The 22,025-nt window shown below is 70.9% G+C and carries 20 protein-coding genes; 18 read left to right on the top strand and 2 right to left on the bottom strand.

Translation table 11 applies throughout. The features are described from left to right. The 3 genes from HYV93_07350 to gnd all read left to right on the top strand — a co-directional run. On the top strand, positions 1–1,986 hold a 1,986-nt coding region (locus HYV93_07350), incomplete at its 5' end, for an acetate--CoA ligase family protein (GenBank protein ID MBI2525785.1). A gap of 163 nt (positions 1,987–2,149) precedes the next feature. After that, positions 2,150–3,988: a HAMP domain-containing protein gene (locus HYV93_07345; protein MBI2525784.1), complete on the top strand. Its 1,839-nt coding sequence runs from the start codon at positions 2,150–2,152 to the stop codon at positions 3,986–3,988. Positions 3,989–4,020: 32 nt separating this feature from the next. Next, a complete protein-coding gene (gnd, locus tag HYV93_07340) occupies positions 4,021–5,004 on the top strand; it encodes a decarboxylating 6-phosphogluconate dehydrogenase (protein ID MBI2525783.1) in 984 nt (327 codons plus the stop codon). 97 nt (positions 5,005–5,101) lie between these two features. Here the strand turns inward: gnd and HYV93_07335 are convergent, their stop codons facing one another. Continuing rightward, positions 5,102–5,356 (bottom strand): hypothetical protein, encoded by a 255-nt coding sequence (locus HYV93_07335; protein MBI2525782.1) that lies wholly within the window; start codon positions 5,354–5,356, stop codon positions 5,102–5,104. A 199-nt stretch (positions 5,357–5,555) separates the two neighbouring features. Here HYV93_07335 and HYV93_07330 point away from each other — a divergent pair, with 199 nt between their 5' ends. The 15 genes from HYV93_07330 to HYV93_07260 all read left to right on the top strand — a co-directional run bounded on the left by HYV93_07330 (position 5,556) and on the right by HYV93_07260 (position 21,433). Beyond that, a complete protein-coding gene (locus HYV93_07330) occupies positions 5,556–5,738 on the top strand; it encodes a hypothetical protein (GenBank protein ID MBI2525781.1) in 183 nt (60 codons plus the stop codon). A 130-nt stretch (positions 5,739–5,868) separates the two neighbouring features. Continuing rightward, a complete protein-coding gene (locus tag HYV93_07325) occupies positions 5,869–6,075 on the top strand; it encodes a winged helix-turn-helix domain-containing protein (GenBank protein ID MBI2525780.1) in 207 nt (68 codons plus the stop codon). Then, positions 6,072–6,539 carry a zinc ribbon domain-containing protein gene (locus HYV93_07320; protein ID MBI2525779.1) on the top strand — a complete coding sequence of 156 codons (468 nt, stop codon included), beginning with the start codon at positions 6,072–6,074 and terminating at the stop codon, positions 6,537–6,539. Before HYV93_07325 ends, HYV93_07320 begins: the two co-directional genes overlap by 4 nt. A 47-nt stretch (positions 6,540–6,586) precedes the next feature. Further along, entirely contained in the window at positions 6,587–7,264 is a 678-nt protein-coding gene (locus HYV93_07315; protein MBI2525778.1) for a response regulator transcription factor, read from the top strand. Further along, positions 7,261–8,667: a HAMP domain-containing protein gene (locus HYV93_07310; protein MBI2525777.1), complete on the top strand. Its 1,407-nt coding sequence runs from the start codon at positions 7,261–7,263 to the stop codon at positions 8,665–8,667. The genes HYV93_07315 and HYV93_07310 overlap by 4 nt, the downstream gene beginning before the upstream one ends. A 71-nt stretch (positions 8,668–8,738) precedes the next feature. Next, positions 8,739–10,202: a DegQ family serine endoprotease gene (locus tag HYV93_07305; protein ID MBI2525776.1), complete on the top strand. Its 1,464-nt coding sequence runs from the start codon at positions 8,739–8,741 to the stop codon at positions 10,200–10,202. Positions 10,203–10,574: 372 nt separating this feature from the next. Continuing rightward, positions 10,575–11,381, top strand: coding sequence for an SDR family oxidoreductase (locus tag HYV93_07300; GenBank protein MBI2525775.1), 807 nt, complete (start codon positions 10,575–10,577; stop codon positions 11,379–11,381). A gap of 82 nt (positions 11,382–11,463) precedes the next feature. Continuing rightward, on the top strand, positions 11,464–14,139 hold the full coding sequence (locus HYV93_07295; GenBank protein ID MBI2525774.1) for a glucosidase: 2,676 nt from the start codon (positions 11,464–11,466) through the stop codon (positions 14,137–14,139). 6 nt (positions 14,140–14,145) lie between these two features. Continuing rightward, the gene (locus HYV93_07290) at positions 14,146–14,379 is read left to right on the top strand and encodes a hypothetical protein (protein MBI2525773.1); all 234 of its coding nucleotides are present in this window, start codon (positions 14,146–14,148) and stop codon (positions 14,377–14,379) included. Between the two features lie 85 nt (positions 14,380–14,464). Next, on the top strand, positions 14,465–15,982 hold the full coding sequence (locus tag HYV93_07285; GenBank protein MBI2525772.1) for a glucose-6-phosphate dehydrogenase: 1,518 nt from the start codon (positions 14,465–14,467) through the stop codon (positions 15,980–15,982). 19 nt (positions 15,983–16,001) lie between these two features. Further along, positions 16,002–16,727 carry a 6-phosphogluconolactonase gene (gene pgl, locus HYV93_07280; protein ID MBI2525771.1) on the top strand — a complete coding sequence of 242 codons (726 nt, stop codon included), beginning with the start codon at positions 16,002–16,004 and terminating at the stop codon, positions 16,725–16,727. A gap of 502 nt (positions 16,728–17,229) precedes the next feature. After that, positions 17,230–17,877: a DedA family protein gene (locus HYV93_07275; protein MBI2525770.1), complete on the top strand. Its 648-nt coding sequence runs from the start codon at positions 17,230–17,232 to the stop codon at positions 17,875–17,877. A 46-nt stretch (positions 17,878–17,923) separates the two neighbouring features. Continuing rightward, the gene (locus HYV93_07270; protein ID MBI2525769.1) at positions 17,924–19,291 is read left to right on the top strand and encodes a 1-acyl-sn-glycerol-3-phosphate acyltransferase; all 1,368 of its coding nucleotides are present in this window, start codon (positions 17,924–17,926) and stop codon (positions 19,289–19,291) included. Between the two features lie 242 nt (positions 19,292–19,533). Next, positions 19,534–19,983, top strand: coding sequence for an Hsp20/alpha crystallin family protein (locus HYV93_07265; protein ID MBI2525768.1), 450 nt, complete (start codon positions 19,534–19,536; stop codon positions 19,981–19,983). Positions 19,984–20,440: 457 nt separating this feature from the next. Beyond that, the gene (locus HYV93_07260; GenBank protein MBI2525767.1) at positions 20,441–21,433 is read left to right on the top strand and encodes an acyl-CoA desaturase; all 993 of its coding nucleotides are present in this window, start codon (positions 20,441–20,443) and stop codon (positions 21,431–21,433) included. A gap of 79 nt (positions 21,434–21,512) precedes the next feature. On the opposite strand, the gene groEL is transcribed toward HYV93_07260, so the two are convergent. Then, on the bottom strand, positions 21,513–22,025 hold a 513-nt coding region (gene groEL, locus HYV93_07255), incomplete at its 5' end, for a chaperonin GroEL (GenBank protein ID MBI2525766.1).

The following is a 22,025-nucleotide window of genomic DNA, read 5'->3' as shown; positions in this document are numbered from 1 at the left end:
CCCGGGGGCGTGGAGGTCGCGGGGCGGAGGATCTTCCCGTCGGTGAGCGCGGCCCCGGCGCCCCCGGAGGTGGCCGTGGTCCTGGTGCCGGCCGCCCGGGTCCTGCCGGCGCTGGAGGACTGCGGGCGAGCGGGGGTGCGCGGCGTCGTCGTCGAAAGCGGCGGCTTCAGCGAGTTCGCGGGGCGCCGGGGGGCCACGGAGGCGGAGCTGCTGGCGGTGGCCCGGCGCCACGGCTTCCGGCTGATGGGCCCCAACTGCATCGGCGTGATGAACCTCGGCAACGGCCTCTGCATGCCCTTCCCGCTCCTGGCGCGGCGCGACTTCGTGCACGGCCCCCACAGCCTGATCGCCCAGAGCGGCGGCGTGATGCTCTACGTGGCCGACCTCTTCAGGGACGACCGCCTCGGCGTCCAGGTCCTGGTGAGCGAGGGGAACACGCTGGACGTGGACGAGGCCGACCTGTTGCCGGCCCTCGCCGAGGATCCCGGCACGCGCGTCATCTTCCTCTACCTCGAGGGGATCCGCCGCGGGCGCGCCCTCGCCGAGGCCGCGGCCCGATGCCCCAAGCCCGTCGTGGCGCTCAAGGCCAATGTCGCGCAGGGGAGTGCCCAGATCGCCCACTCGCACACGGCGGCGCTGGCCAATGACGAGCGCGTGGTGGACGCGGCCTTCCGCCAGGCGGGCATCCTCCGCGTGCCATCGCTCGAGCACTTCACCGTGGCCGCGAAGGCCTTCGCGCTGCCTCCGCTCCAGGGGGACAGCATCGCCGTGGCCTGCATGTCCGGGGGCATCAGCGTCGTTGCGGCGGACGCCTGCGCCCGCCACGGGCTCGAGCTGCCGCCGCTGCCGCCGGATCTTCTGCGTGGCATCGAGGAGCGCGGGCGCGGCGGCGTGATCCGGCTCGTCAACCCGATGGATCTCGGCGACATTCACGACCCGGCCGTGTTGCTGGAGGCGCTGGAGGCGGCGCTCTCGCTGCCGGAGATCCACGGCGTGGCCTTCTGCCTGCCGACGCCGGCCTCGGCCGGGGTGATCCAGGATGGCCTGCCGGTGGAGGACATGGTGCGGCGGATCGAGACGCTGTGCGAGACCCTGGGCAAGCCCGTGGCGCTGAGCTTCTTCGCCGGCCGGCGCGCCGTCGAGCCGCTCCGGAGCAAGGTGGACTTCCCCATCTTCACCAGCGTCACCGAGTCCATCGAGGCGCTGGCGTTGCAGCGCGCATTCTGGCGCGGACGCCAGCGCCCGCGAGCCTTCGCGTCACCCGGCCGCGGCGCGGAGCGGGGGACATCGGGACTGCGGGAGCGCCTGAGGCGGTGCGGGGGCGCGCCGTCGGCGGTGGAGGCGACGGTCATCCTCGGCGAGGCGGGGCTGCCCGTGGAGGAGATTCACCTGGCGACGAGCCCCGAGGAGGCCGGCGCCATCGCCGACCGCCTCGGCTACCCCGTGGCGCTCAAGCTGGTCTCTCCGCAGGTCTCCCACAAGACCGACGTGGGAGGGGTGGCGCTCGGGCTGGCGAGCCGCGAGGCGGTGCGCGCGGGCTTCCAGCATGTCCTCGACAATGCGCGCGCGAACGCGCCGGGGGCCGAGGTCCAGGGCGTGGCCGTCCAGCGCATGCGGGGAGGCGGCCAGGAGGTGTTCGTCGGGGCGAAGCGCGATCCCGGGTTCGGCCCGTTGGTGCTGTTCGGGCTGGGCGGCATCTGGGTCGAGGCGCTCGGCGATGTGGCGGTGAGGCTGGCGCCGATCGGGCGCGAGGACGCGTTCGAGATGATCGAGGAGATCCGGGGCGGCGCGCTCCTTCGCGGGATGCGCGGGATGCCTCCTGCCGACAGGGAGGCGATCGCGGAGGTGCTGCTTTCCGTCTCGCGGCTGGTGGTGGAGGCGCCCGAGATCCTGGAGCTGGGCCTGAACCCGATGATGGCGTGGCGAGAGGGCGCCGCGGTCCTCGACTGCCGCATGATGCTGGCCCCGGCCGCCAGCCCGCGGTAGCGCCCCGCGGCATCACGGCCGCCGCCGGGACCCGCCGTCTCGCCCGGCCTCGCCCCCCTCGCGCCTGACGGCCCCCGGCTCCGCGGCGTCTTGCGCGGCGGATCGGAGAGGTGTCCACTGCCAGGCAGAGATGCTCCCCCACCGGAGGCGCGCGGAGGGCGGCGTGGACGGCCACGGCACCGCGAAGGGCCCTGACACGCCACGTCCCTGGCAGCGACTCGGCGCCCGGGTGGCGGCGCTCCTGGCCGGCGTCACGCTGCTCGGGATCGGGCTCGTCGGCGTCCTGATCTACGAGAAGCAGAAGGCCGAGACGGAGGAGACCCTCGGCGCCTTCCTGATGAGCATCGCCCGCACGGGGGCCCTGCTCGTGGATCCGGCGCTCCACGCCGAGGTCGAGGCCGCGATGCGCCAGGACATCGCCCCCTACGGGCGCCTGCGCGCGGCACTGGCGGCCATCCAGGACGAGAATCGCCTCGACACGCCCATCTACACGCTCACCGATCTCGACCTCGGGCGCAGGCAGGCGCGCTTCATGGTGACGAGCCGCGGCCCCGGCGCCCCGGGCGAGCCCTATCCCCTGGTCCCGGCCCTCCTCGATCCCCTCGGTCGCGCCTTCAACGACGGGGTCGCCACGAGCACGCGCGTCTACGGCAACCAGAGCGGGACGTGGATCACGGCCTTCGCGCCCATCCGCGATGCGCGAGGGCGGGTGGTCGCCGTCCTCGACGTGGACTATCGGGTGGACGTCTACCTGGCGCGGCTGAGACGGCTCCGCAACACGATCCTGGCGGCCTCCCTCGCCGGCGCCGCCGTGGCGGTGGTGGCCGGCCTCCTCTTCGCCCGCCGGCTCACGGGCCCCATCGCCGCCCTCACGCGGGCGGCCGCGCGGGTGGCGGCGGGCGACCTCGGCCGCCCGCTGCCCGCGGGTGCCCGCGACGAGGTGGGACAGCTCACCCGCGCCTTCAACGAGATGGTCGTGGGGCTCAAGCAGCGGGACTTCATCCGCGACACCTTCGGCCGGTACGTCTCCCCCGAGGTGGCGCGCACGCTGCTGGAGTCCCCGGAGGGCCTGCGTCTCGGCGGCGAGAAGCGCGAGGTGACCATCCTCATGTCCGACCTGCGTGGCTACACGCACTTCGCGGCGGCGGCCGATCCCGCCGAGGTGGTCCGCGTGCTCAACGAGTACCTGGCACGGATGGCTGCCCTCGTGAGCGAGCACGGTGGCACCGTCAACGAGTTCATCGGCGACGCGGTCTTCGCCATCTTCGGCGCGCCCATGGCGCATCCGGACCATGCCGAGCGCGCGGCGGCCTGCGCCATCGCCATGCAGCGAGCCATGGCGGACCTCAATGGAGACCACGCCGCTCGCGGGCTGCCGCGCTTCGAGATGGGCATCGGGCTCAACAGCGGGGAGGCGGTGGTGGGCAATATCGGCTCCGAGCAGCGGACCAAGTACGGCGTGGTGGGGGCGGCCGTCAACCTGGCCGCCCGCGTCGAGGGGTGTACCGTCGGGGGCCAGATCCTCCTGAGCCCCGGCAGCTACGAGCGGATCCGCGAGGTCGCGGAGGTGGGCCCGCCGATGCCCGTGGCCCTCAAGGGGATCTCCGAGCCACTGGCCCTCCGCGAGCTGAGGGGGATCGCCGGCCGCTGGGCGCAGCGGCTCCCCGACCGGGCCGACGGGAGGCCGGCCGAGGTCACGGTCGCCCTGCCGCTGCGCTGCTGGGCCATCGAGGACAAGGTCGTGCGGCCGGATGCGCTGGAGGGCGAGGCGCTGAGGCTCCGGCCCCGGGAGGTGGACGCGCGGCTCGCGACGGCGCTGGCGCCGCTCACCAACGTGCGCCTCCGGCTGCGCTACCCGGCGCTCGAGCGGGACTCCGCCGACCTCTACGGCAAGGTGCTCACCGCACGAGAGGAGGGCGGGGCCTGCGTCCTCACGATCGCGCTCACCTCCATCGAGTCCGCCGACGAGGCGGTACTCGAGGGGCTGATCGGCCAGGCCTGACCGCCGCGCGGTGCCGGCAAGGAGACGAAACCATGCAGCTCGGAATGGTGGGGCTGGGCCGGATGGGCGGCAACATGGCGCGGCGGCTCCTGAAGGGCGGCCATGGCGTGGTCGCCTACGCGAGAAATCCGGCAGCGCTCGAGCCGCTGAGCCGCGAGGGCGCCACGGGCACGACCACGCTCGACGATCTGGTGAGCAGGCTGCGCGCGCCCCGGGTGGCGTGGGTGATGGTGCCGGCGGGAGCGGCCACCGAGCAGGTGGTGATGGATCTGGCGACGCGGCTGGAGCCCGGCGACACCGTCGTGGACGGCGGCAACTCCTTCTACAAGGACGACGTGCGGCGCATGAAGGTGCTCCGCGCCAAGGGCCTCCACTACGTGGACGTGGGCACGAGCGGCGGCGTGTGGGGACTCGAGCGCGGCTACTGTCTCATGATCGGCGGTGACAGCGCCGTCGTGGGGCGACTCGACCCGATCTTCCGGACGCTCGCCCCCGGCCTCGGCCCGATCCCGCGCACGCCGGGCCGCGAGGCGGCCACGGGGAGCGCCGAGCGCGGCTACCTTCACTGCGGGCCCGCGGGCGCCGGCCACTTCGTCAAGATGGTCCACAACGGCATCGAGTACGGCCTCATGCAGGCCTACGCCGAGGGCTTCGACATCATGCAGAACGCCGCCTCGACGGACTTGCCCGAGGGGCTCCGCTACGATCTGAACCTGGCCGACATCGCCGAGCTGTGGCGGCGAGGCAGCGTGGTCGGCTCCTGGCTGCTCGATCTCACCGCGCAGGCCCTGGCGGAGAACCCGACGCTGTCGCGCTACACGGGGTTCGTCCAGGACTCGGGCGAGGGGCGATGGGCGGTCATGGCGGCCCTCGAGGAGGGCGTGCCGGCCGACGTCCTGTCCGCCGCGCTCTACGTCCGCTTCCGCTCGCGCCAGGCGCACACCTTCGCGGAGCAGGTGCTCTCGGCCATGCGGGAGAAGTTCGGCGGCCACACCGAGCGCCCGGCGGGGGGCTAGGAGGAGGCCGTGCCCGAGGGATCAGCCCCGGGGAGGAGTGGCGACGGGTGGACGACCCGGAGTCGACGTGCCGCTCCGCGCCCCCCACCTGCGGCGCTCAACGCCGCCCGCTGCCATCCCCGGCGCCGGGGCGCCGGCCGGCAAGCCCGCGCGCCGCACGCCAGCCGAGGAGCCCGAGGGTGACGACAGCGGCGGCGCCGAGCACCACGCGCTCGATCGCGCCGACGACGTGACGCAGCCGCTCGATGTAGGACCCGAGCCCGTAGCCGACCGCGTAGCCGGCGGCGACCACCACTGGCACGTACACGGCCCCCCCGAACACGTTGGCGACGGCGAAGCGGCCGAACGACATGCCAGCGGCGCCGGAGAGGGGGCCGGCCGCAAAACGGACCCCAGGGACCCCCTGAGGCTCTGGCCTGCCCGGAGCGCCAACCGGTCCCGCCGCGAGGCGTAGGCCGTCCGGGTTCCTGAGCAACTTCTCATCTCCCCCTCACCGCCCTCTCATCCTCGCCTGTTACTCTCCGTTGCGTCGCGATACCTGGACGGAGGTGATGCTGCGATGCAGCGAGTGCTCGCGCAAGTCGAGGGAGCTGACCTTCGCCGTGGACAAGGGAGCCGAGCCGACGCTGGCGAAGCTCAAGGCGGGGGAGAGGGCCAAGGTGGGCTACGTGGGCGCCGGCGGCCACCTGACGGCCAAGACGATCGCCAGGATGGGGCACATGGCGAGGAAGTAGTCAGCTGCGCCGGCCGGAGCGGGCGGGTGTCCGCCGTGACGGCCGGCTTCAAGCCGCTCCCTATCAGGGATGTCTGGGAGCACACGGGAGCGTTCTTCAGGGCCGCAGCCGCCCTGGCACGGGAGCGATCATGATCGATTGGTGGACCGCCATCGATGGCGAGATCTTGGGATGTCTGGAGAACCACGGCGCCATGAGCCTGCAGGAGCTCGGGCGGAGGCTCGGCATCTCCGAGGGGGAGGCGAACGCCTTCGTGTCGATGCTGGTGCGCGAGGGGAAGCTGCGGATCCGCCAGGTGGAGCTGGTCCCGGCGGCGGATCCAGGGGCGCCCGGATGAGCGAGGCGCGCGCCGGCCAGAGCGCCTCGCCGGGCAAGACGCGGTCGCGCTGGGCGGCCAGTCGAGCCGGCTCCGTCTTCACGGTGCCGGCCTCGCTCAGCGCCTTCGGCGCGCCACCGCGGCTCGTGACGGCCACGGTGCTCCAGCAGAGCTCGCAGCGGCGCGCGACCCGCGCGCTGGCGGCCCTCGGCGGCTTCTGGGGGCTCGCGGCCGTCGCCGTGTTCCTGCCCGTGGTCCACTTCGTGCTCGTCCCGAGCTTCCTTGCTGCGGGCGCCATCACGGCCGGACTCCGCTTGCGGGAGGACCGGCGGCTGCTGAGCGTGCGGGGCGCCTGTCCGCGCTGCGGGGTCGAGCAGGAGTTCCTGGCGGGGCAGCGCTTCCGCCGGGAGCAGACACTCGCCTGCCCCCGGTGCCATGACCGCCTGACCCTGACCGCGGACCCTGCGGTGGAGGAGATGTCGTGAGCCCTGCGCGGATCGCGGCTCGGGATCGGTGGTAGTGTACGCACGAGATGCGCGTACTCGTCGTGGAGGACGAGCGGAAGGTTGCGGGCTTCATCCGCCAGGGGCTCCAGGAGGAAGGGTACACCGTGGAGGTGGCGGCCGACGGCGCCGTCGCCTCGGACCTGATCCTCGCCGGCCCCCCCTACGATCTCGTGGTCCTGGACGTGATGCTGCCCAAGCAGGACGGCTTCGCCGTCCTCAAGGCCATGCGCCAGCAACGGATCGAGACGCCGGTCCTCCTCCTCACGGCCCGGGACAGCGTCCCTGACAGGGTGGCGGGTCTCGATCTCGGCGCCGACGACTACCTGACCAAGCCGTTCTCCTTCGAGGAATTCCTCGCGCGGGTCCGCGCGCTCCTCCGCCGCGGCCAGGGCCAGCGGGCGCCTGTGCTGCGGCTCGCCGATCTCACCCTGGACCCGGCCACGCGCGAGGTCGCGCGGGGCGCGCGGCGCATCACGCTCACCACGCGCGAGTACGCGCTCCTCGAGTACTTCCTGCGCCACCCGGGCCGGGTGCTCACCCGACCCATGCTGGCCGAGCATGTCTGGGGGCTCGGCTTCGACCCCGAGAGCAACATCATCGACGTCTACGTGGGCTACCTGCGCCGGAAGATTGACCGGGAGGGGGAGCGCAAGCTCCTGCAGACGGTTCGCGGGGCCGGCTACGTCATGAAGGACGAAGCGTGAGGCTCGGTCCGCTGTCGATCCGCACCCGCTTGACCCTCTGGTACACCGGGCTCCTGCTCACGATCCTCGTGCTGATCGGGGGGCTCTCGTACCACGTGCTCGCCTGGACCCTCGCGCAGGACGTGGATGCCTCCCTGGTCACGGTGGCCCAGGTCATCCGCGACGCGGGCTACTCGACGTCGGGCGCCGCGCCCGGCAGCGACGCCGAGGCGGCGCTCCGGGATCTCCTGGGCCCGGAGTTCCACGACAAGTTCTTCCAATTCCTGGGCCCGCGCGGGCAGCCGAATCCCCGCGCCGGATCCCTTCGCCAGCGATCGCTCCCGCTGTCCTCCAGGGCGCGGCAGAACGCGGTGCGGGGGAAGCGCACGTTCGAGACGGTGTCGCTGGATCGGGGCGAGCCGGTGCGCCTGCTCACCCTTCCCGTGCAGGGCGCCGGCGATCCGTCCGAGATCATCCAGGTCGGTCTCTCGCTGCGGCGAGTCCAGGGGGCGCTCGGCCGGTACCTGCAGATCCTCCTCGCGCTCGTGCCCCTGGGCGTGGGCCTGGCGGCGGGCGGCGGCGCCGTCATCGCGCGGGCCGCGCTCGCTCCGGTCAACGACATGTCGCGGACGGCGCGCCGGATCACGGCCGAGAACCTCGCCCGGCGCCTCGCCCCCCGGGGCGCGCACGACGAGCTCGACCACCTCGCCCAGACGCTGAACGGTATGCTGGCCAGGCTGGAAGAAGCCTTCGGCCAGATGCGGCGCTTCACGGCAGACGCCGCCCACGAGCTGCGCACCCCGCTCACGGCGCTCCGGGGTGGCATCGAGGTGGCCCTGCGCGCCCGGCGCTCGCCCGAGGAGTACCGGCGCGTCCTCGTGGGGAGCCTCGAGGAGGTGAACCGGCTGGTCCGGCTCGCCGAGGATCTCCTGCTGCTGTCTCGCTCGGCCGCCGGCGCGACCGGGCTCCGGGTGCGGGTCGAGCTAGAGCCGCTGCTTCTCGAGGTGCTCGAGCTCGGCGCGCGGCTGGCCCACGGGACCGGCGTCGAGGTGCGCCTCGCGGGCGTCGAGCCTGTGGCCGCGCTGGGCGATTCCTCGGCCCTCCGCCGGGCGCTCCTCAACCTCGTGGAGAACGCGGTGAAGTACACGCCGTCAGGCGGGACGGTCGAGCTGTCGCTGGCGCGGACGGATCGCTGGGCCGTCCTCGTCGTGGCGGACACGGGCATCGGCGTCGATCCGGCGGAGGCCGAGCGGATCTTCGAGCCGTTCGTCCGGCTCGACGAGGCGCGCTCGCGCGAGACCGGCGGCTCGGGCTTCGGGCTCGCCATTGCCCGCTCCGTCGCGGTCGATCACGGCGGCTCCCTGTCGCTCGAGAGCCTCCCCAAGGCGGGCAGCCGCTTCACGCTCCGTCTCCCCGCCGCCTGAGAAAGTTCTCATCGCCGTTTCATCGTCCTCTCATGGGCCCCTGCTAGCCTCGTGAGCGAGGAGGACACCCCATGAGACTGCAGATCCGTCGTCACCCCACGCTGTGGCGCCTTGCCGCGCTCGGCATCGCGCTCTCGCTCGTCGCGCTCGTCCCGCGCCTGGGATTCACCAAGGTGGAGCAGGGCTCCGTGTGGACCGAGCGCCAGGCCGCTCCCGTTCCGGCAGCCGCCCAGTCCCCGGCGCCCTGGGTGGAGCTCGCGCGCCAGCTCAAGCCCGCCGTGGTCAACATCAGCACGAAACGGGTACAGGAGATGGGCACGCCGTTCCAGGGGCCGCTCGGGCACACTGAGCCGTTCAACGAGTTCTTCAAGCAGTTCTTCGGCCGCCAGCCGCGTCGCACCGTCAAGAGCCTCGGCTCCGGCTTCGCCATCAACCCGAACGGCTACATCCTCACGAACAACCACGTGGTGGATGGGGCCACGGAGATCCGCGTCACCCTCGCCGACGGCCGGGAGCTCCCGGGCAAGGTGCTCGGGCGGGACGCCAAGACCGACCTCGCGCTGGTGAAGATCGAGGCCTCCGGACTCCCGGTGATTCCTCTGGGGAGCTCCGCTGCGCTCCAGGTCGGCGAGCCCGTGATGGCCATCGGCAACCCGTTCGGCCTCGAGCAGACCGTCACCACCGGGATCGTGAGCGCCACCGGACGCGTGATCGGCGAGGGCCCGTACGACGACTTCATCCAGACAGACGCCTCCATCAATCCGGGTAACAGCGGCGGGCCGCTGATCAACGCGCGGGGGGAGGCCGTGGGCATCAACGCGGCGATCTTCACCCAGAGCGGCGGCTCGGTCGGCATCGGCTTCGCGATCCCCAGCAACCTGGCCAAGAGCGTGGTCAGCCAGCTCGCCGAGGCGGGCCACGTGGTGCGCGGCTGGCTGGGCGTGGCCATCCAGCCCCTCACCCCCGAGCTGGCCAGGGGCTTCGGCTTGCCCGATGCCCACGGCGCCCTGGTGGCGTCGGTGGCGCCCGACTCGCCGGCGCTCAAGGCGGGAATCAAGTCCGGCGACATCATCACCGCGTTCAACGGTAGCCCGATCCGCCGCTCCGAGGAGCTGCCGCGCGCCGTGGCCGCGACGCCGGTCGGCAGCGGGGTGGCGGTGACGGTGCTGCGCGACGGGAAGCCTCTCGGCCTCACCGCCCGGATCGCCCAGCTCGCGGAGCCCCAGGAGCAGGTCGTGGGCGAGCGCCCCGGCACGGGCTCACTGGGTCTGGCGGTGCAGCCCATCACGCCCGAGCAGGCCCGCGAGATGGGGCTCGGGAGCAAGACCGGTGTCCTCGTGCGGGGCGTCGAGGACGGCAGCCGCGCCGCCGGCGCGGGCATCCAACCGGGCGACGTCATCGTCGAGGTGGACCGCCATCCGATCGGGAACGTACGCGACCTGAGGCGCTCGCTGGAGGAGCACCACAAGGGCACCCCCACGCTTTTCCTGGTCCATCGCGATGGCGAGAGCCTCTACCTCGCGCTCGGCTCCTGAGTCGCGCAGGCTCGGCCGCGACAGGCGGGATCCCCTCGCGAGGCGTCTGGTGCTGACGGTGGCATGCGGGGAGGTCGGCATCGACTCGCGGTTCCTGCCAACCCGGCGGTCGAGCGAGCTCCTGAGCCAGGCCCGTTGCCCTCCCACCAGGCGACCGTCGCCGACGCGGGGACCGGGCTTGCCGCGGGGGCCGCCCTGAGCCGATGTGCCTCAGCTTGCGGCCCAGGGCTCCCTCCCGCTCCACCCGCGCCCGCCCGGGACCCCTGTGACACAATGGCCCCTGACGGGGAGCATCCCGGGAGGCTCCCGCCGTGTCCAGAAGGGAACGGGGCAGGGGAGAGTCGGGAAGCATCTCGACGGCGGAGGACCCAGATGGGACATCAGCCGCTCAAGGCGCAGAAGGCGCTCGTGACGGGCGCCAGCTCGGGTATCGGGGAGGGCGTGGCCCGCGCGCTGGGCGCGGCGGGCGCCGACGTGGTGGTGAACTACCTCAGCAACCGCGAGATCGCCGAAGCCATCGTGGGGGATATCCGAAAGGATGGCGTCGCGGCCATGACCATCCAGGCCGACGTGTCCAGAGAAGACCAGGTCCGGGGGATGTTCGCGCGGATGCTCGAGGCCTGGGGCACCATCGACATCCTCGTGAACAGCGCTGGCGTCCAGAAAGACGCCCCGTTCACCGAGATGACGCTCGCCCAGTGGAACATCGTCCTCGGTGTGAATCTCACGGGGATGTTCCTCTGCGCCCGCGAGGCCGCCCGCGAGATGATTCGCCGCGGCATCCGCCCGGGGGTCTCGCGCGCGGCCGGCAAGATCATCTGCATCTCGTCGGTCCACGAGGTGATCCCGTGGGCGGGCCACGTCAACTACGCGGTGTCCAAGGGCGGCGTCAGGCTGCTCATGCAGTCGCTGGCGCAGGAGCTCGCCCCGCACCGGATCCGGGTCAATTCCATCGCCCCCGGCGCCATCCAGACGCAGATCAACCGGGCCGCCTGGGAGACGCCGGAAGCCTTGAGCAGCCTGCTCAAGCTCATTCCGTACGGACGCATCGGCCAGCCCGAGGATATCGGGAAGGCTGCGGTGTGGCTCGCCTCCGACGACGCCGACTACATCCACGGCCACACCCTCTTCGTAGACGGTGGCATGACACTGCACCCGGGGTTCGCGCGCGGCGGGTAGCGGCGACCCTGTGGCCCACGGTCACCCTGCCGCAGGCAGGGTGAGGATGGAGAGGGCATGACGCTGTACCCGGGGTTCGGGCGTGGCGGGTAGCAGGACGGTCACGCCGGAGGAGACACGGCTCGTGGAGGCGCGGGAGCGCAAGGCCCACTGGCGGCGCTGGGGACCCTACCTCAGCGGCCGGCAATGGGGCACGGTGCGCGAGGACTACTCCCAGGACGGAACGCCCTGGGACTACTTCCCCCACGACCACGCGCGCTCGCGCGTGTATCGCTGGGGGGAGGACGGGATCCTCGGCATTTCGGACAACCATCAGCGTCTCTGCTTCGCCCTGGCGCTGTGGAACGGGCGCGACCCCATCCTGAAGGAGCGGTACTTCGGGCTCTCGGGGTTGGAGGGGAATCACGGCGAGGACGTCAAGGAGTACTACTTCTACCTCGACGGCACGCCGACCCACTCCTACATGAAGGGGCTCTACAAGTATCCCCAGGCCGAGTATCCGTATGCGCGGCTCGTGGAGGAGAACCGCCGGCGGAGCCGTCAGGACCCCGAATTCGAGCTGCTCGACACGGGCGTGTTCGGTGCGGGCCGCTACTTCGACGTTGCCGTGGAGTATGCGAAAGCCGCCCCCGAGGACATCTTGATCCGGATCACGGCGATGAACCGCGGTCCCGCGGCCGCGCCACTCCACCTTCTGCCCACGCTCTGGTTCAGGAACACGTGGTCGTGGGATCCGGGCGCCAGGCGGCCCCGTGTCGGCCGCGACCGGAACGCGGCCGTGACCACGGTGGTCGCCGAGCACCCCGACATGGACCGGGTGTACCGGCTGGCCTGCGCGGGGTCGGGCGATCTTCTCTTCACCGAGAACGAGTCCAACGTCCGGAGACTCTTTGGCCGGGAGAATCCGTCGCCTCACGTAAAGGACGCCTTTCACGAATGCGTGATCCTCGGCAACCGCGATGCGGTGAACCCGGCGGGCGAGGGGACCAAGGCAGCCGCGCATTACCCCTTGGTGCTCGAGCCGGAGGCGAGCGCCGTGATCCGCCTCCGGCTCTCCGGGGACGGTGTGGCGGCTCCCGCGCGGGCGGGCGGCCCCGATCCCTTCGCGGGTTTCGACGGGGTCTTCGAGACACGCCGGCGCGAGGCCGACGAGTTCTACGCCACGGTCATCCCTGACCGGTTGTCGGACGACGGCCGGGCCGTCCTGAGGCAAGCGCTCGCAGGAATGCTCTGGTCGAAGCAGTGGTACTACCTCGACGTCCGCCGCTGGCTCGAGGGCGATCCCACCCAGCCGCTGCCCCCACCGGAGCGCAAGCATGGGCGCAATCACGAGTGGACGCACCTCTACAACGAGGACGTCATCTCCATGCCCGACACCTGGGAGTACCCCTGGTACGCGGCCTGGGACCTCGGCTTCCAAGCGATCGCGCTCGCCCTGGTGGATCCCGACCTCGCGAAGGACCAGCTCGTGCTGTTCCTCCGCGAGTGGTACATGCACCCGAACGGCCAGCTCCCCGCCTACGAATGGGCCTTCGGCAACGTCAATCCGCCCGTGCACGCCTGGGCCGCCTGGCGCGTGTACAAGATCGAGAAACGCGCCCGGGGCGCCGGCGACTCTCGGTTCCTGGAGCGGGTATTCCAGAAGCTCCTCCTGAACTTCACCTGGTGGGTCAACCGCAAGGACCCCGAAGGCAAGAACGTCTTCCAGGGTGGATTCCTCGGGCTCGACAACATCGGCGTCTTCGACCGGTCGGCCCCGCTGCCCACCGGCGGCCACATCGAGCAGTCCGACGGGACGGCCTGGATGGGGATGTTCTCCCTGAACATGCTGGCCATCGCACTCGAGCTGGCGCGCGAGAACCCCGCCTACGAGGACATGGCCTCAAAGTTCTTCGAGCACTTCATGTACATCGCCCAGGCCATGAGCCGCATGGGCGTGGACGGCATCGACCTGTGGGACGATGCTGACGGCTTTTTCTACGACGTGCTGCACACCGCCGACGGCGTCCGGCCCCTCAAAGTCCGCTCGCTCGTGGGGCTCGTCCCGCTCTTCTCGGTGGAGGTCATCGAGCCCGAGGACCTCGACCGCCTCCCGCAGTTCGCGCGGCGGCTCCGATGGTTTCTCGACAACCGCAACGACCTCTGCGCCCTCGTCACGCGCCAGGTGACGCAGGGCGGGAAGAAGCGCCGTCTGCTCTCGCTCGTGAGCGGCGACCGGCTCCAGCGCGTGCTCCGGTACATGCTCGACGAGGCGGAGTTCCTCTCGCCCCACGGCATCCGCGCGCTCTCCCGCTACCACCGCGAGCATCCCTACGTCCTCAGCGTCAACGGAGAGGAGCACCGGGTGGACTACGAGCCCGCAGAGTCCACGACCGGGCTCTTCGGCGGGAACGCCAACTGGCGAGGGCCGATCTGGTTCCCGATGAATGTCCTCCTGATCGAGTCGCTCCAGCGCTTCGACCACTTCTTCCGGGGGGAATTCACGGTGGAGTGTCCCACCGGCTCTGGCCGGGCCATGACGTTGGGCGAGGTGGCGCGGGAGCTGTCGCGGCGGCTGACCCGCATCTTCTTGAGGGGGGCCGACGGTCGGCGCCCGGTGCACGGCGCCGGCGACACGTTCCAGACAGATCCACACTGGCGGGACCTGATCCTCTTCTACGAATACTTCAACGGCGACAATGGGGCAGGCGTCGGTGCCAGCCACCAGACAGGCTGGACGGGACTCGTGGCCAAGCTCCTGCAGCAGAGCGGAGAGTAGCGGCGCATGAAGGTGCTCCGCGCCGAGGGCCTCCACTATGTGGACGTGGGCACGAGCGGCGGCGTGTGGGGACTCGAGCGCACCTTTGCGGAGAAGGTGCGCTCGGCCATGCGGGAGAAGTTCGGCGGCCACATCGAGCGCCCGGCGGGGGCGCTGCCGGGACCTCGCACCCTCGTCACGGCCGATCCGCGGAGGTGGTGCAAACGAGAAGGGCGAGGCGCCGGCTTCGAGAGCCGCTGAGGCACGGGTCCCGGCAGCGCCCCCGCCTGCCGGCCCCCGGCCAATTCGCGTAACCGTATTCGGCAAGAGCCAATAGGAGGAGGCCGTGCCCGAGGGATCAGCCCCGGGAAGGCTCAGACCGGCCGGTCCGTGCGCCATCGTCATCTTCGGCGCCGCCGGCGATCTGACGAAGCGGAAGCTCCTGCCCGCGCTCTACAACCTCAAGGTCAACGGGCTCCTGCCGCAGGAGCTCGCCATCGTGGGCGTGACCCGGAAGGAGAAGAGCCACGAGCAGCTCCGCGCGGAACTGTCGCAGGACATGCGCGACTTCGCGACCCAGGCCGTGGACGAGGCACTGTGGGGCGAGCTGCGCCAGGGCCTGTACCACCAGGCGGGCGAGTTCACGGAGCCGGTGACCTACACGAAGCTGGCGGCCCTGCTCGAGGAGGTCGCGCGGACGCACCGCACCGGCGGCAATGTCCTCTTCTACCTGGCCGTGCCCCCGAGCTTCTTCGCCGAGATCGCCGAGCGTCTCGGCGCGGCGGGCCTCCTCCGGGAGGCCGGCGGCGCCTGGCGGCGTGTGATCGTCGAGAAGCCGTTCGGGCGCGACCTCGAGTCCGCGCGTGAGCTCAACGCGCGCATCGGGGGCGTCGTGAAGGAGAGCCAGGTCTACCGGATCGACCACTACCTCGGCAAGGAGACCGTCCAGAACCTCATGGTCTTCCGGTTCGCCAACGGCGTGTTCGAGCCGATATGGAACCGGCGCTACGTGGACCACGTCCAGATCAAGGTGGCCGAGACGGTCGGCGTGGAGGACCGCGGGAACTACTACGAGACCGCCGGCGTGCTCCGCGACATGATGCAGACCCACATGTTCCAGCTCCTGGCGCTGGTGGCGATGGAGCCGCCCATCTCCTTCGAGGCCGATGCCGTGCGCGACGAGAAGGTCAAGGTGCTCCGGGCCATCCGGCCCATGACGCCGGGGGAGGTGCTCCAGCAGGCGGTGCGCGGCCAGTACGGGGAGGGCCGGCTGGGCGATCAGCCTGTGCCCGGCTACCGCGGCGAGCCCAAGGTTTCCCCGACCTCGGCCACCGAAACCTACGCCGCCGTGAAGCTCTTCGTCGAGAACTGGCGCTGGGCGGGGATCCCGTTCTACCTCCGCTCGGGCAAGCGCCTGGCGACGCGCGACACGGAGATCATGATCCAGTTCCGCCAGCCGCCGCTCATGCTCTTCGAGGCCGCCGCGGCGCAGCAGATCGACCCCAACCGGCTGGTGATGCACATCCAGCCCGACGAGGGGATCGAGATCCAGATCAAGGCCAAGCGGCCGGGGCCGGCGGTCGCGCTCACCACGGTGAAGCTCGACTTCAGCTACAAGGACTTCGGCGAGACCGGTGCCGCCACCGGCTACGAGCGGCTGCTCCACGACGTCATGCTCGGCGACGGCACCCTCTTCCACCGCGCGGACATGGTCGAGGCGGCGTGGACGGTGGCCACCCCGATCCTGGATCTCTGGCAGTCACTGCCGCCGCGGGACTTTCCCAACTATCCAGCCGGCTCCTGGGGGCCGGCGGCCGCGGACGAGCTGATCCAGCGGGACGGCCGGACGTGGTGGAGCTCGTAGCGCGCCCGGCGGACGACGCATGAGCGTTGTCAGGACGTTCGCGGACGCGGAAGACCTGAGCCGCGCGGCGGCCGAGGAGTTTGCCGAGCTTGCGGCGGAGGCGGTGGCCCGGCGCGGACGCTTCACGGTGGCGCTGTCTGGCGGCTCCACGCCGCGACGGCTGTACGAGCGGCTCGCCGAGCCCCCGCATCGAGCGCGGGTCCCTTGGGACCGGGTGGAGGTGTTCTGGGGGGATGAGCGGACCGTGGCGCCCGATCACCCCGACTCCAACGCGAGGCTGGCCGTCGCCGCACTGCTCTCGCGGGTGCCGATCCCGCCCGAGAGCATCCACCGGATCCACGCCGAGCGCGCGGACCGGGACGCCGCGGCCCGCGAGTACCAGGAAGAGATCGCGCGGGTCTTCGGCGTCGCCGCCGACGGCCCCGCCCCTGCGCTCGACCTGGTTCTCCTCGGCCTGGGCGCCGATGGGCATACGGCGTCGCTGTTCCCCGGAAGCCCCGCGCTTGCCGAGTCCCGGCGCTGGGTCGTCAGCCACTTCGTCCCCGCCCTCGGCGCCGAGCGCATCACGCTGACGGCGACGATTCTGAACCGGGCGCGCGAGATCCGCGTGCTGGTGACGGGTGCTGACAAAGCGGGAGCGCTCAGGGCCGTGCTCCATGGCCCGTGGGCGCCTGAGCGGGTTCCGGCTCAGCTCATCCAGCCGGAGTCGGGTCGGCTGGTATGGCTCGTGGACCGGGGCGCATAGTCAGGACGCAGGGCCCTCCCTGGGCTGCCGGTCCCGCGCGAGCTGGGCGGCGGGCCCCCCTGGCGCGGCCTGGGGCCCCACGGGCAGGGGCCCCTTCAACCGGCCGCTCTACGTGGATCACCTCCAATGATGCTAGTCTGAAGCGCAATCTGGTCGCCTATGTCTTTCTTCTTCGAGGGGGTGGGGCTTCATGGCTACGCACTCGAAAACGAATCGCGCTGTTCAGCGACTCCGGCGTCTCGCGCGCCGGCGCCGCGAAGCCGAGCTGAAGAAGGCTCGGAACAGTAGCACCGATAGTCGTTCGTCTCCCCCCGGGTCCAGTCCCACGACCTCATAGGGAGGCTTTCGCAGTCACCGGGCGTCGGGAGTCCTCAGGGTGGTGCGCTGCATCCACCGCAATGATGCCCCTGCGAAACAGTAGCAACCTGAGTGGGGCGGGCGCGGGCGGGGCGGGGCCGGGCGGCGCGGGGGCGCCCGAGTGGGCCACGTGGGCGAGGACGCCGTGGAGGCACTTCAAGAGTTCGTCGACAACTTTACGTACCTCGGCATCTTCGCCGTGCTCCTGCTCGGGAGCCTGGGGGCGCCAATCCCAGAGGAGATGCCGATCATTGCGGCCGCCGTGTTGAGCCACGAGGGTATCGTCCGGTGGTGGCTTGTGCTGCCCGTCTGCCTGCTGGGGGTGCTCTCCGGCGATATGGTGCTCTACTGGGTCGGCCGGCACTGGGGTGAGCAGGTCCTCCAGTGGCGACTGGTCCGGCTGGTACTGTCGCCCGGGCGGCAGCAGTGGCTGAAGGGAGCGTATCGACGGCATGCACTGAAGACCGTCGTCACGGCGCGGCACGTCATGGGACTTCGCGCCGCCGCGTTTCTGACCGCGGGCAGTGCGAGCGTCCCGTTCTGGAAGTTCGTGGTGGCGGACGCGGGCGCCGCCTTGTTCGGCGTCCCGTTGGCGTTCGGGTTGGCGTACTTCTTCACGGATCAGATCAAGGCCATCATGGCCGATGTGCACCGGGCAGAGCGCTGGCTCGGTCTCGCCGGCCTCCTGGCGCTTGCGGCGATGCTGGTCGTCGGCGTGTGGCGATGGCATCGTCGCGTCGGGAAGGAGCCTCCGGACGAGGACCGGGCCGAGAGACATTCGCCGCCGCCCTGAGCGCTCGGGACGGCGACCGCTCACCGGGTCGAAGGACGAGCGAATAGTGGACCCCTTCTACGCAGTCGTGAGGGTGATCGCGCGGTTCTGGATCTGGTTCTTCTTCGAGCGCGTCGAGGTCCGGCATCCCGAGCGGGTCCCGCCCATGGGTCCGGTGCTCCTCTGCATCAACCATCCGAACAACCTGATCGACTCGCTGCTCGTGGGGTCGGTGCTCCCGCGGAAGGTGCACTATCTCGCCACCGCCGCGCTCTTCCGCAACCCGCTCATCGCGCGGTTCCTCGTCGCCTTGGGGGTGATTCCCGTTTACCGGAAGGCCGACGCCCCGGGCAAGATGGGTCGCACCGTGGAGATGTTCGCGGCGTGTGACGAGGCATTCGACCGCGGGCGGCTCATCGCCATCTACCCGGAAGGCGCCACCCGCGCGGAGGCGCGCCTGCAACGGATCAAGACGGGCGCGGCGCGGATTGTGCTCGGCTACGAGGCGCACGCGCCGGGGCGCCTCACGGTCGTGCCAGTAGGGCTCAGTTTCGAGGCCCGCAAGAGGTTCCGCGGGCGCGTCCTCGTCTCTTTCGGCGAGCCGGTCCCCGTCTCGTCGCACCTCGCCGTCTACCGCGAGGAGCCAGTGAAGGTACTCCACGCACTCACGACGGCGATCCAGTCGGCGATGGAGCGCGAGGTGGTCCAGGCCGAACGGATCGACACGGCGGCGCTCGCACGTGCCGTGGAGGCGCTCTATCGCGGCGACCTCGAACGTGAGCTGTGGGAGGAGCGCGGGCTCTCGGGACGGCAGATCGACCCGTTCCAGCTCTCCGGGTCGATCGCCGACGCGGTCGAGCACTTCCGCAAACAGGACCCCGAGCGCATCGAGCGGCTCTGGCAGCGGATACTCGGTTACCACGCCGGACTGGCCGCTTACCGGGTGCGTGACGAGGCGGTGCGGACTCGCCTCGAGCGGATGGCGGAGCGGCAGCGAGTTGCACGGTCATGGCAGACGATCGTGGGTCTCCCGCTCTTTGCGTACGGCGCGGCCGTGAACTTTCTCCCGTACTATCTGCCCGGGTGGCTCGCGGGGCGGATGTCGCGCAGGCAGACGGACTACGCGACGGCCCGGCTCCTTGCGAGCGTGGTCGCATTCCCGCTCTTCTGGGCGCTCGAGACGTCGCTCGTCGGGTGGGCGGCCGGTTTCCGCTGGGCGCTCGCCTTCTTCCTCTCACTCCCGCTCGGGGGCCTGATCGCGTATCGGTATCTGGTCGGCACAGGGCGGTTGCGCCACCAGCTCAGGTTCGGCGCGCTCCTCGTCACGCGCGCCCAGGACGCGAGGCGCCTCCTCGCTGAGCGCCGCGAGATCGTCGAGGAGCTCGAGCGCGCCAAGCGCGACTACCTGGGGGGCGCGAGAGGACCGAGCGTGTGACGCCAGGAGCCATGGTAAGTAACCAGAATCATGACTGCTGTTAGCGCTCATATACAATGAGTGCTACATAGGTCAGCGGATCGATGTATACAAGTAATTTTACACAATAATAACATCCAGTTACTGTCACAAATGGTCCGGGTGAGATTGTAGATTGACATGAGCCATAGAGACTGATATTAGTGTATGCGACTGAAATGATCTTATTGGTACTCGCTAAACTTCTTAGGGAGGAAGCCGCCATGACCACCATGCTTCGCTGGTCCCCATTCACCCCGAAGTTCCACCTCCACCACGCTGGCGCCGACCTGTTCCAGAGGTTCTTCGACGGCGCCACCGACGAGACCGCTCAGCCCGCCGCGTCGTGGGTCCCCGCCGCGGAGGGGCGGCTCGAGAACGGCACCTACGTCATCCAGTTCGCTCTGCCGGGTGTGGATCCGAAGGCTGTCGAGGTGTCCTTGATGGACAACGTCCTCACCGTCAAGGGCGAGCGCAAGGCCGACCACGACACCACGGGCAAGGACTACTTCGTCCGCGAGGTCACGTACGGCGCGTTCGAGCGGAGCGTCGCGCTCCCCGAGGGCGTCGACGCCGCGCAAGTGGAGGCGAAGTACAGGAACGGCATGATCGAGGTGAGGATCCCCGCGCCGCGAGCCGCGACGCCGAGAACGATCGAAGTCAAGGCCGCCTGATCGAGGGCGCCGGGGCCGTGCCGGTGTCGACCGGCGCGGCCCCGGATCGGCGTCAAGAGCTCCGCCGTGCGGGAGCCCGCCCCCTTTGGTCACGCCCTCGCTCAGCCGATCGGGTCCGTCGTCCGCGGGTGCTTCCAGTGCTCGGCCGGGTGGTCGGCCCCGGCGGGAGAGGGCGAGCGCCACGCCTCCTGCGGGCTGCCGCATCGGACCAAAGTCCAATGGACACTTTGCCGTGGGCCCGCTAGTGTTAGCGTTGGGGATGGGAGGCCCGACCGGGCGTGGCGGGATGATGCTGCAGCAGGGGCGATTCACGGGCCATGCGGGCCGACCGGATCCCTCTGCGCAAGCGGGCCGCGGTCCGAAGTTCCGGAGCGACAAGGCCTTCCAGCTCGCGCTCCGGCGGCGGGTCGAGGAGTACTTCCGGGCGTCCGGGCGGCGGCAGCGTGACTGCCCGGAGATGTACCTGAAGAGCGCCATCCTCCTCGGAACCTTCGCGGCGTCGTACGGGCTCCTCGTCTTCGTGGCCCAGACCTGGTGGCAGGGAGTCCCGCTGGCCATGCTCCTGGGACTGGTCTCGGCCGGCATCGGCTTCAACGTCCAGCACGATGGCGGCCATCAGGCCTACTCGAATCGTCCCTGGGTCAACACGCTGACGGCGATGACGCTGGAGCTGCTCGGCGGCAGCTCCTATCTGTGGCGCTGGAAGCACGGGCTCCTGCATCACGCCTACGTCAACGTCCACGGCCATGACACCGACATCGACCTCGGCATCCTGGGCCGGCTGAGCCCCCATCAGAGGCGGCTCCCGCACCATCGCTGGCAGCACGTGTACCTCTGGGCCTTCTACGGGCTGCTGCCCGTCAAGTGGCAGCTCGTCGGGGACTTCCGCGGCCTCATCACCGGCCGGATCGGCGGCCACCCGGTGGCTCGCCCGCGCGGCGGGGAGCTGCTGACCTTCGTCGCCGGGAAGCTGGTGTTCTTCGCGGTGGCCTTCGGGATCCCGCTGATGCTCCACCCGGCGTGGACGGTCGTCGCCTGCTATGCGATCGCCGCGCTCGTGGCGGGGATCGTGCTGAGCGTGGTGTTCCAGATGGCCCACTGCGTGGGCGAGGCGGACTTCCCCGTGCCCGCGGAAGCCACCGGGCGCGTCGAGCGGGCCTGGGCGGTCCATCAAGTCGAGACCACCGTTGATTTCGCCCGGCGCAGCCGGGCCGCCGCCTGGTTCCTCGGGGGCCTGAACTTCCAGATCGAGCACCACCTCTTCCCGCGGATCAGCCACGTCAACTACCCGGCGCTCGCGACGCTGGTGGAGGAGACCTGCCGGGAGTTCGGGATCAGGTATGCAGAGCACCGGTCGTTCGGGGCCGGGCTCGTCTCGCACTTCCGGTGGCTGCGCCGGATGGGGATGCCCGACCCGGCCTCCGCGGCTTCCGGTACGGTCGGGGCCTGAGCGCAAGGACATCCGGCCCCTCCCGGCCAGGCCCCCGGGCGCCGGGTGTTCTCCGGCGCTCCGGGGGCCCGCGGCAAGGCTAGAACTCGCCTCCGTGCGGCATGGATGGGGCGTCCTTCTGGGCTTCCGGGATGTCCGTGATGAGCGCCTCGGTGGTGAGCAGCAACGACGCGATCGAGGCTGCGTTCTGCAGGGCAACCCGCTCAACCTTGGTCGGGTCGATGATTCCCGCCCGCATCATGTCGACATACTCGTTGGTTTCGGCGTCGAAGCCGCGCGTGATCGGGAGCGCGGCCCTGACCTTCTCGACGACCACGGAGCCCTCGAGCCCGGCGTTCTCCACGAGCTGCCGGATCGGTTCCTCGAGGGCCCGCCGCACGATGCTGACGCCCGTGCCCTCGTCGCCCGGGAGCTTGAGGCCGTCGAGGGCCTCCGACGCGCGCAGCAGCGCCACGCCGCCGCCGGCCACGATCCCTTCCTCGACGGCCGCCCGTGTGGCGTTGAGCGCGTCCTCGACGCGCGCCTTCTTCTCCTTCATCTCGGTCTCGGTGGCCGCCCCGACCTTGATGACGGCGACGCCGCCCGCGAGCTT

The organism is Candidatus Rokuibacteriota bacterium, assembly GCA_016188005.1.
Classification (GTDB): domain Bacteria; phylum Methylomirabilota; class Methylomirabilia; order Rokubacteriales; family CSP1-6; genus UBA12499.
Note: the sequence above shows the minus strand (reverse complement) of the source record. Positions and strands in the feature narration are given on the sequence as shown.

What these genes read in the sequence shown, in the direction of transcription:
- gnd (MBI2525783.1), top strand. Translation starts at nt 4,021, where the DNA reads ATGCAGCTCGGAATGGTGGGGCTGGGCCGGATGGGCGGCAACATGGCG.
- HYV93_07335 (MBI2525782.1), bottom strand. Translation starts at nt 5,356, where the DNA reads ATGTCGTTCGGCCGCTTCGCCGTCGCCAACGTGTTCGGGGGGGCCGTG.
- HYV93_07330 (MBI2525781.1), top strand. Translation starts at nt 5,556, where the DNA reads ATGCTGCGATGCAGCGAGTGCTCGCGCAAGTCGAGGGAGCTGACCTTC.
- HYV93_07325 (MBI2525780.1), top strand. Translation starts at nt 5,869, where the DNA reads ATGATCGATTGGTGGACCGCCATCGATGGCGAGATCTTGGGATGTCTG.
- HYV93_07320 (MBI2525779.1), top strand. Translation starts at nt 6,072, where the DNA reads ATGAGCGAGGCGCGCGCCGGCCAGAGCGCCTCGCCGGGCAAGACGCGG.
- HYV93_07315 (MBI2525778.1), top strand. Translation starts at nt 6,587, where the DNA reads ATGCGCGTACTCGTCGTGGAGGACGAGCGGAAGGTTGCGGGCTTCATC.
- HYV93_07305 (MBI2525776.1), top strand. Translation starts at nt 8,739, where the DNA reads ATGAGACTGCAGATCCGTCGTCACCCCACGCTGTGGCGCCTTGCCGCG.
- HYV93_07300 (MBI2525775.1), top strand. Translation starts at nt 10,575, where the DNA reads ATGGGACATCAGCCGCTCAAGGCGCAGAAGGCGCTCGTGACGGGCGCC.
- HYV93_07290 (MBI2525773.1), top strand. Translation starts at nt 14,146, where the DNA reads ATGAAGGTGCTCCGCGCCGAGGGCCTCCACTATGTGGACGTGGGCACG.
- pgl (MBI2525771.1), top strand. Translation starts at nt 16,002, where the DNA reads ATGAGCGTTGTCAGGACGTTCGCGGACGCGGAAGACCTGAGCCGCGCG.
- HYV93_07265 (MBI2525768.1), top strand. Translation starts at nt 19,534, where the DNA reads ATGACCACCATGCTTCGCTGGTCCCCATTCACCCCGAAGTTCCACCTC.
- HYV93_07260 (MBI2525767.1), top strand. Translation starts at nt 20,441, where the DNA reads ATGTACCTGAAGAGCGCCATCCTCCTCGGAACCTTCGCGGCGTCGTAC.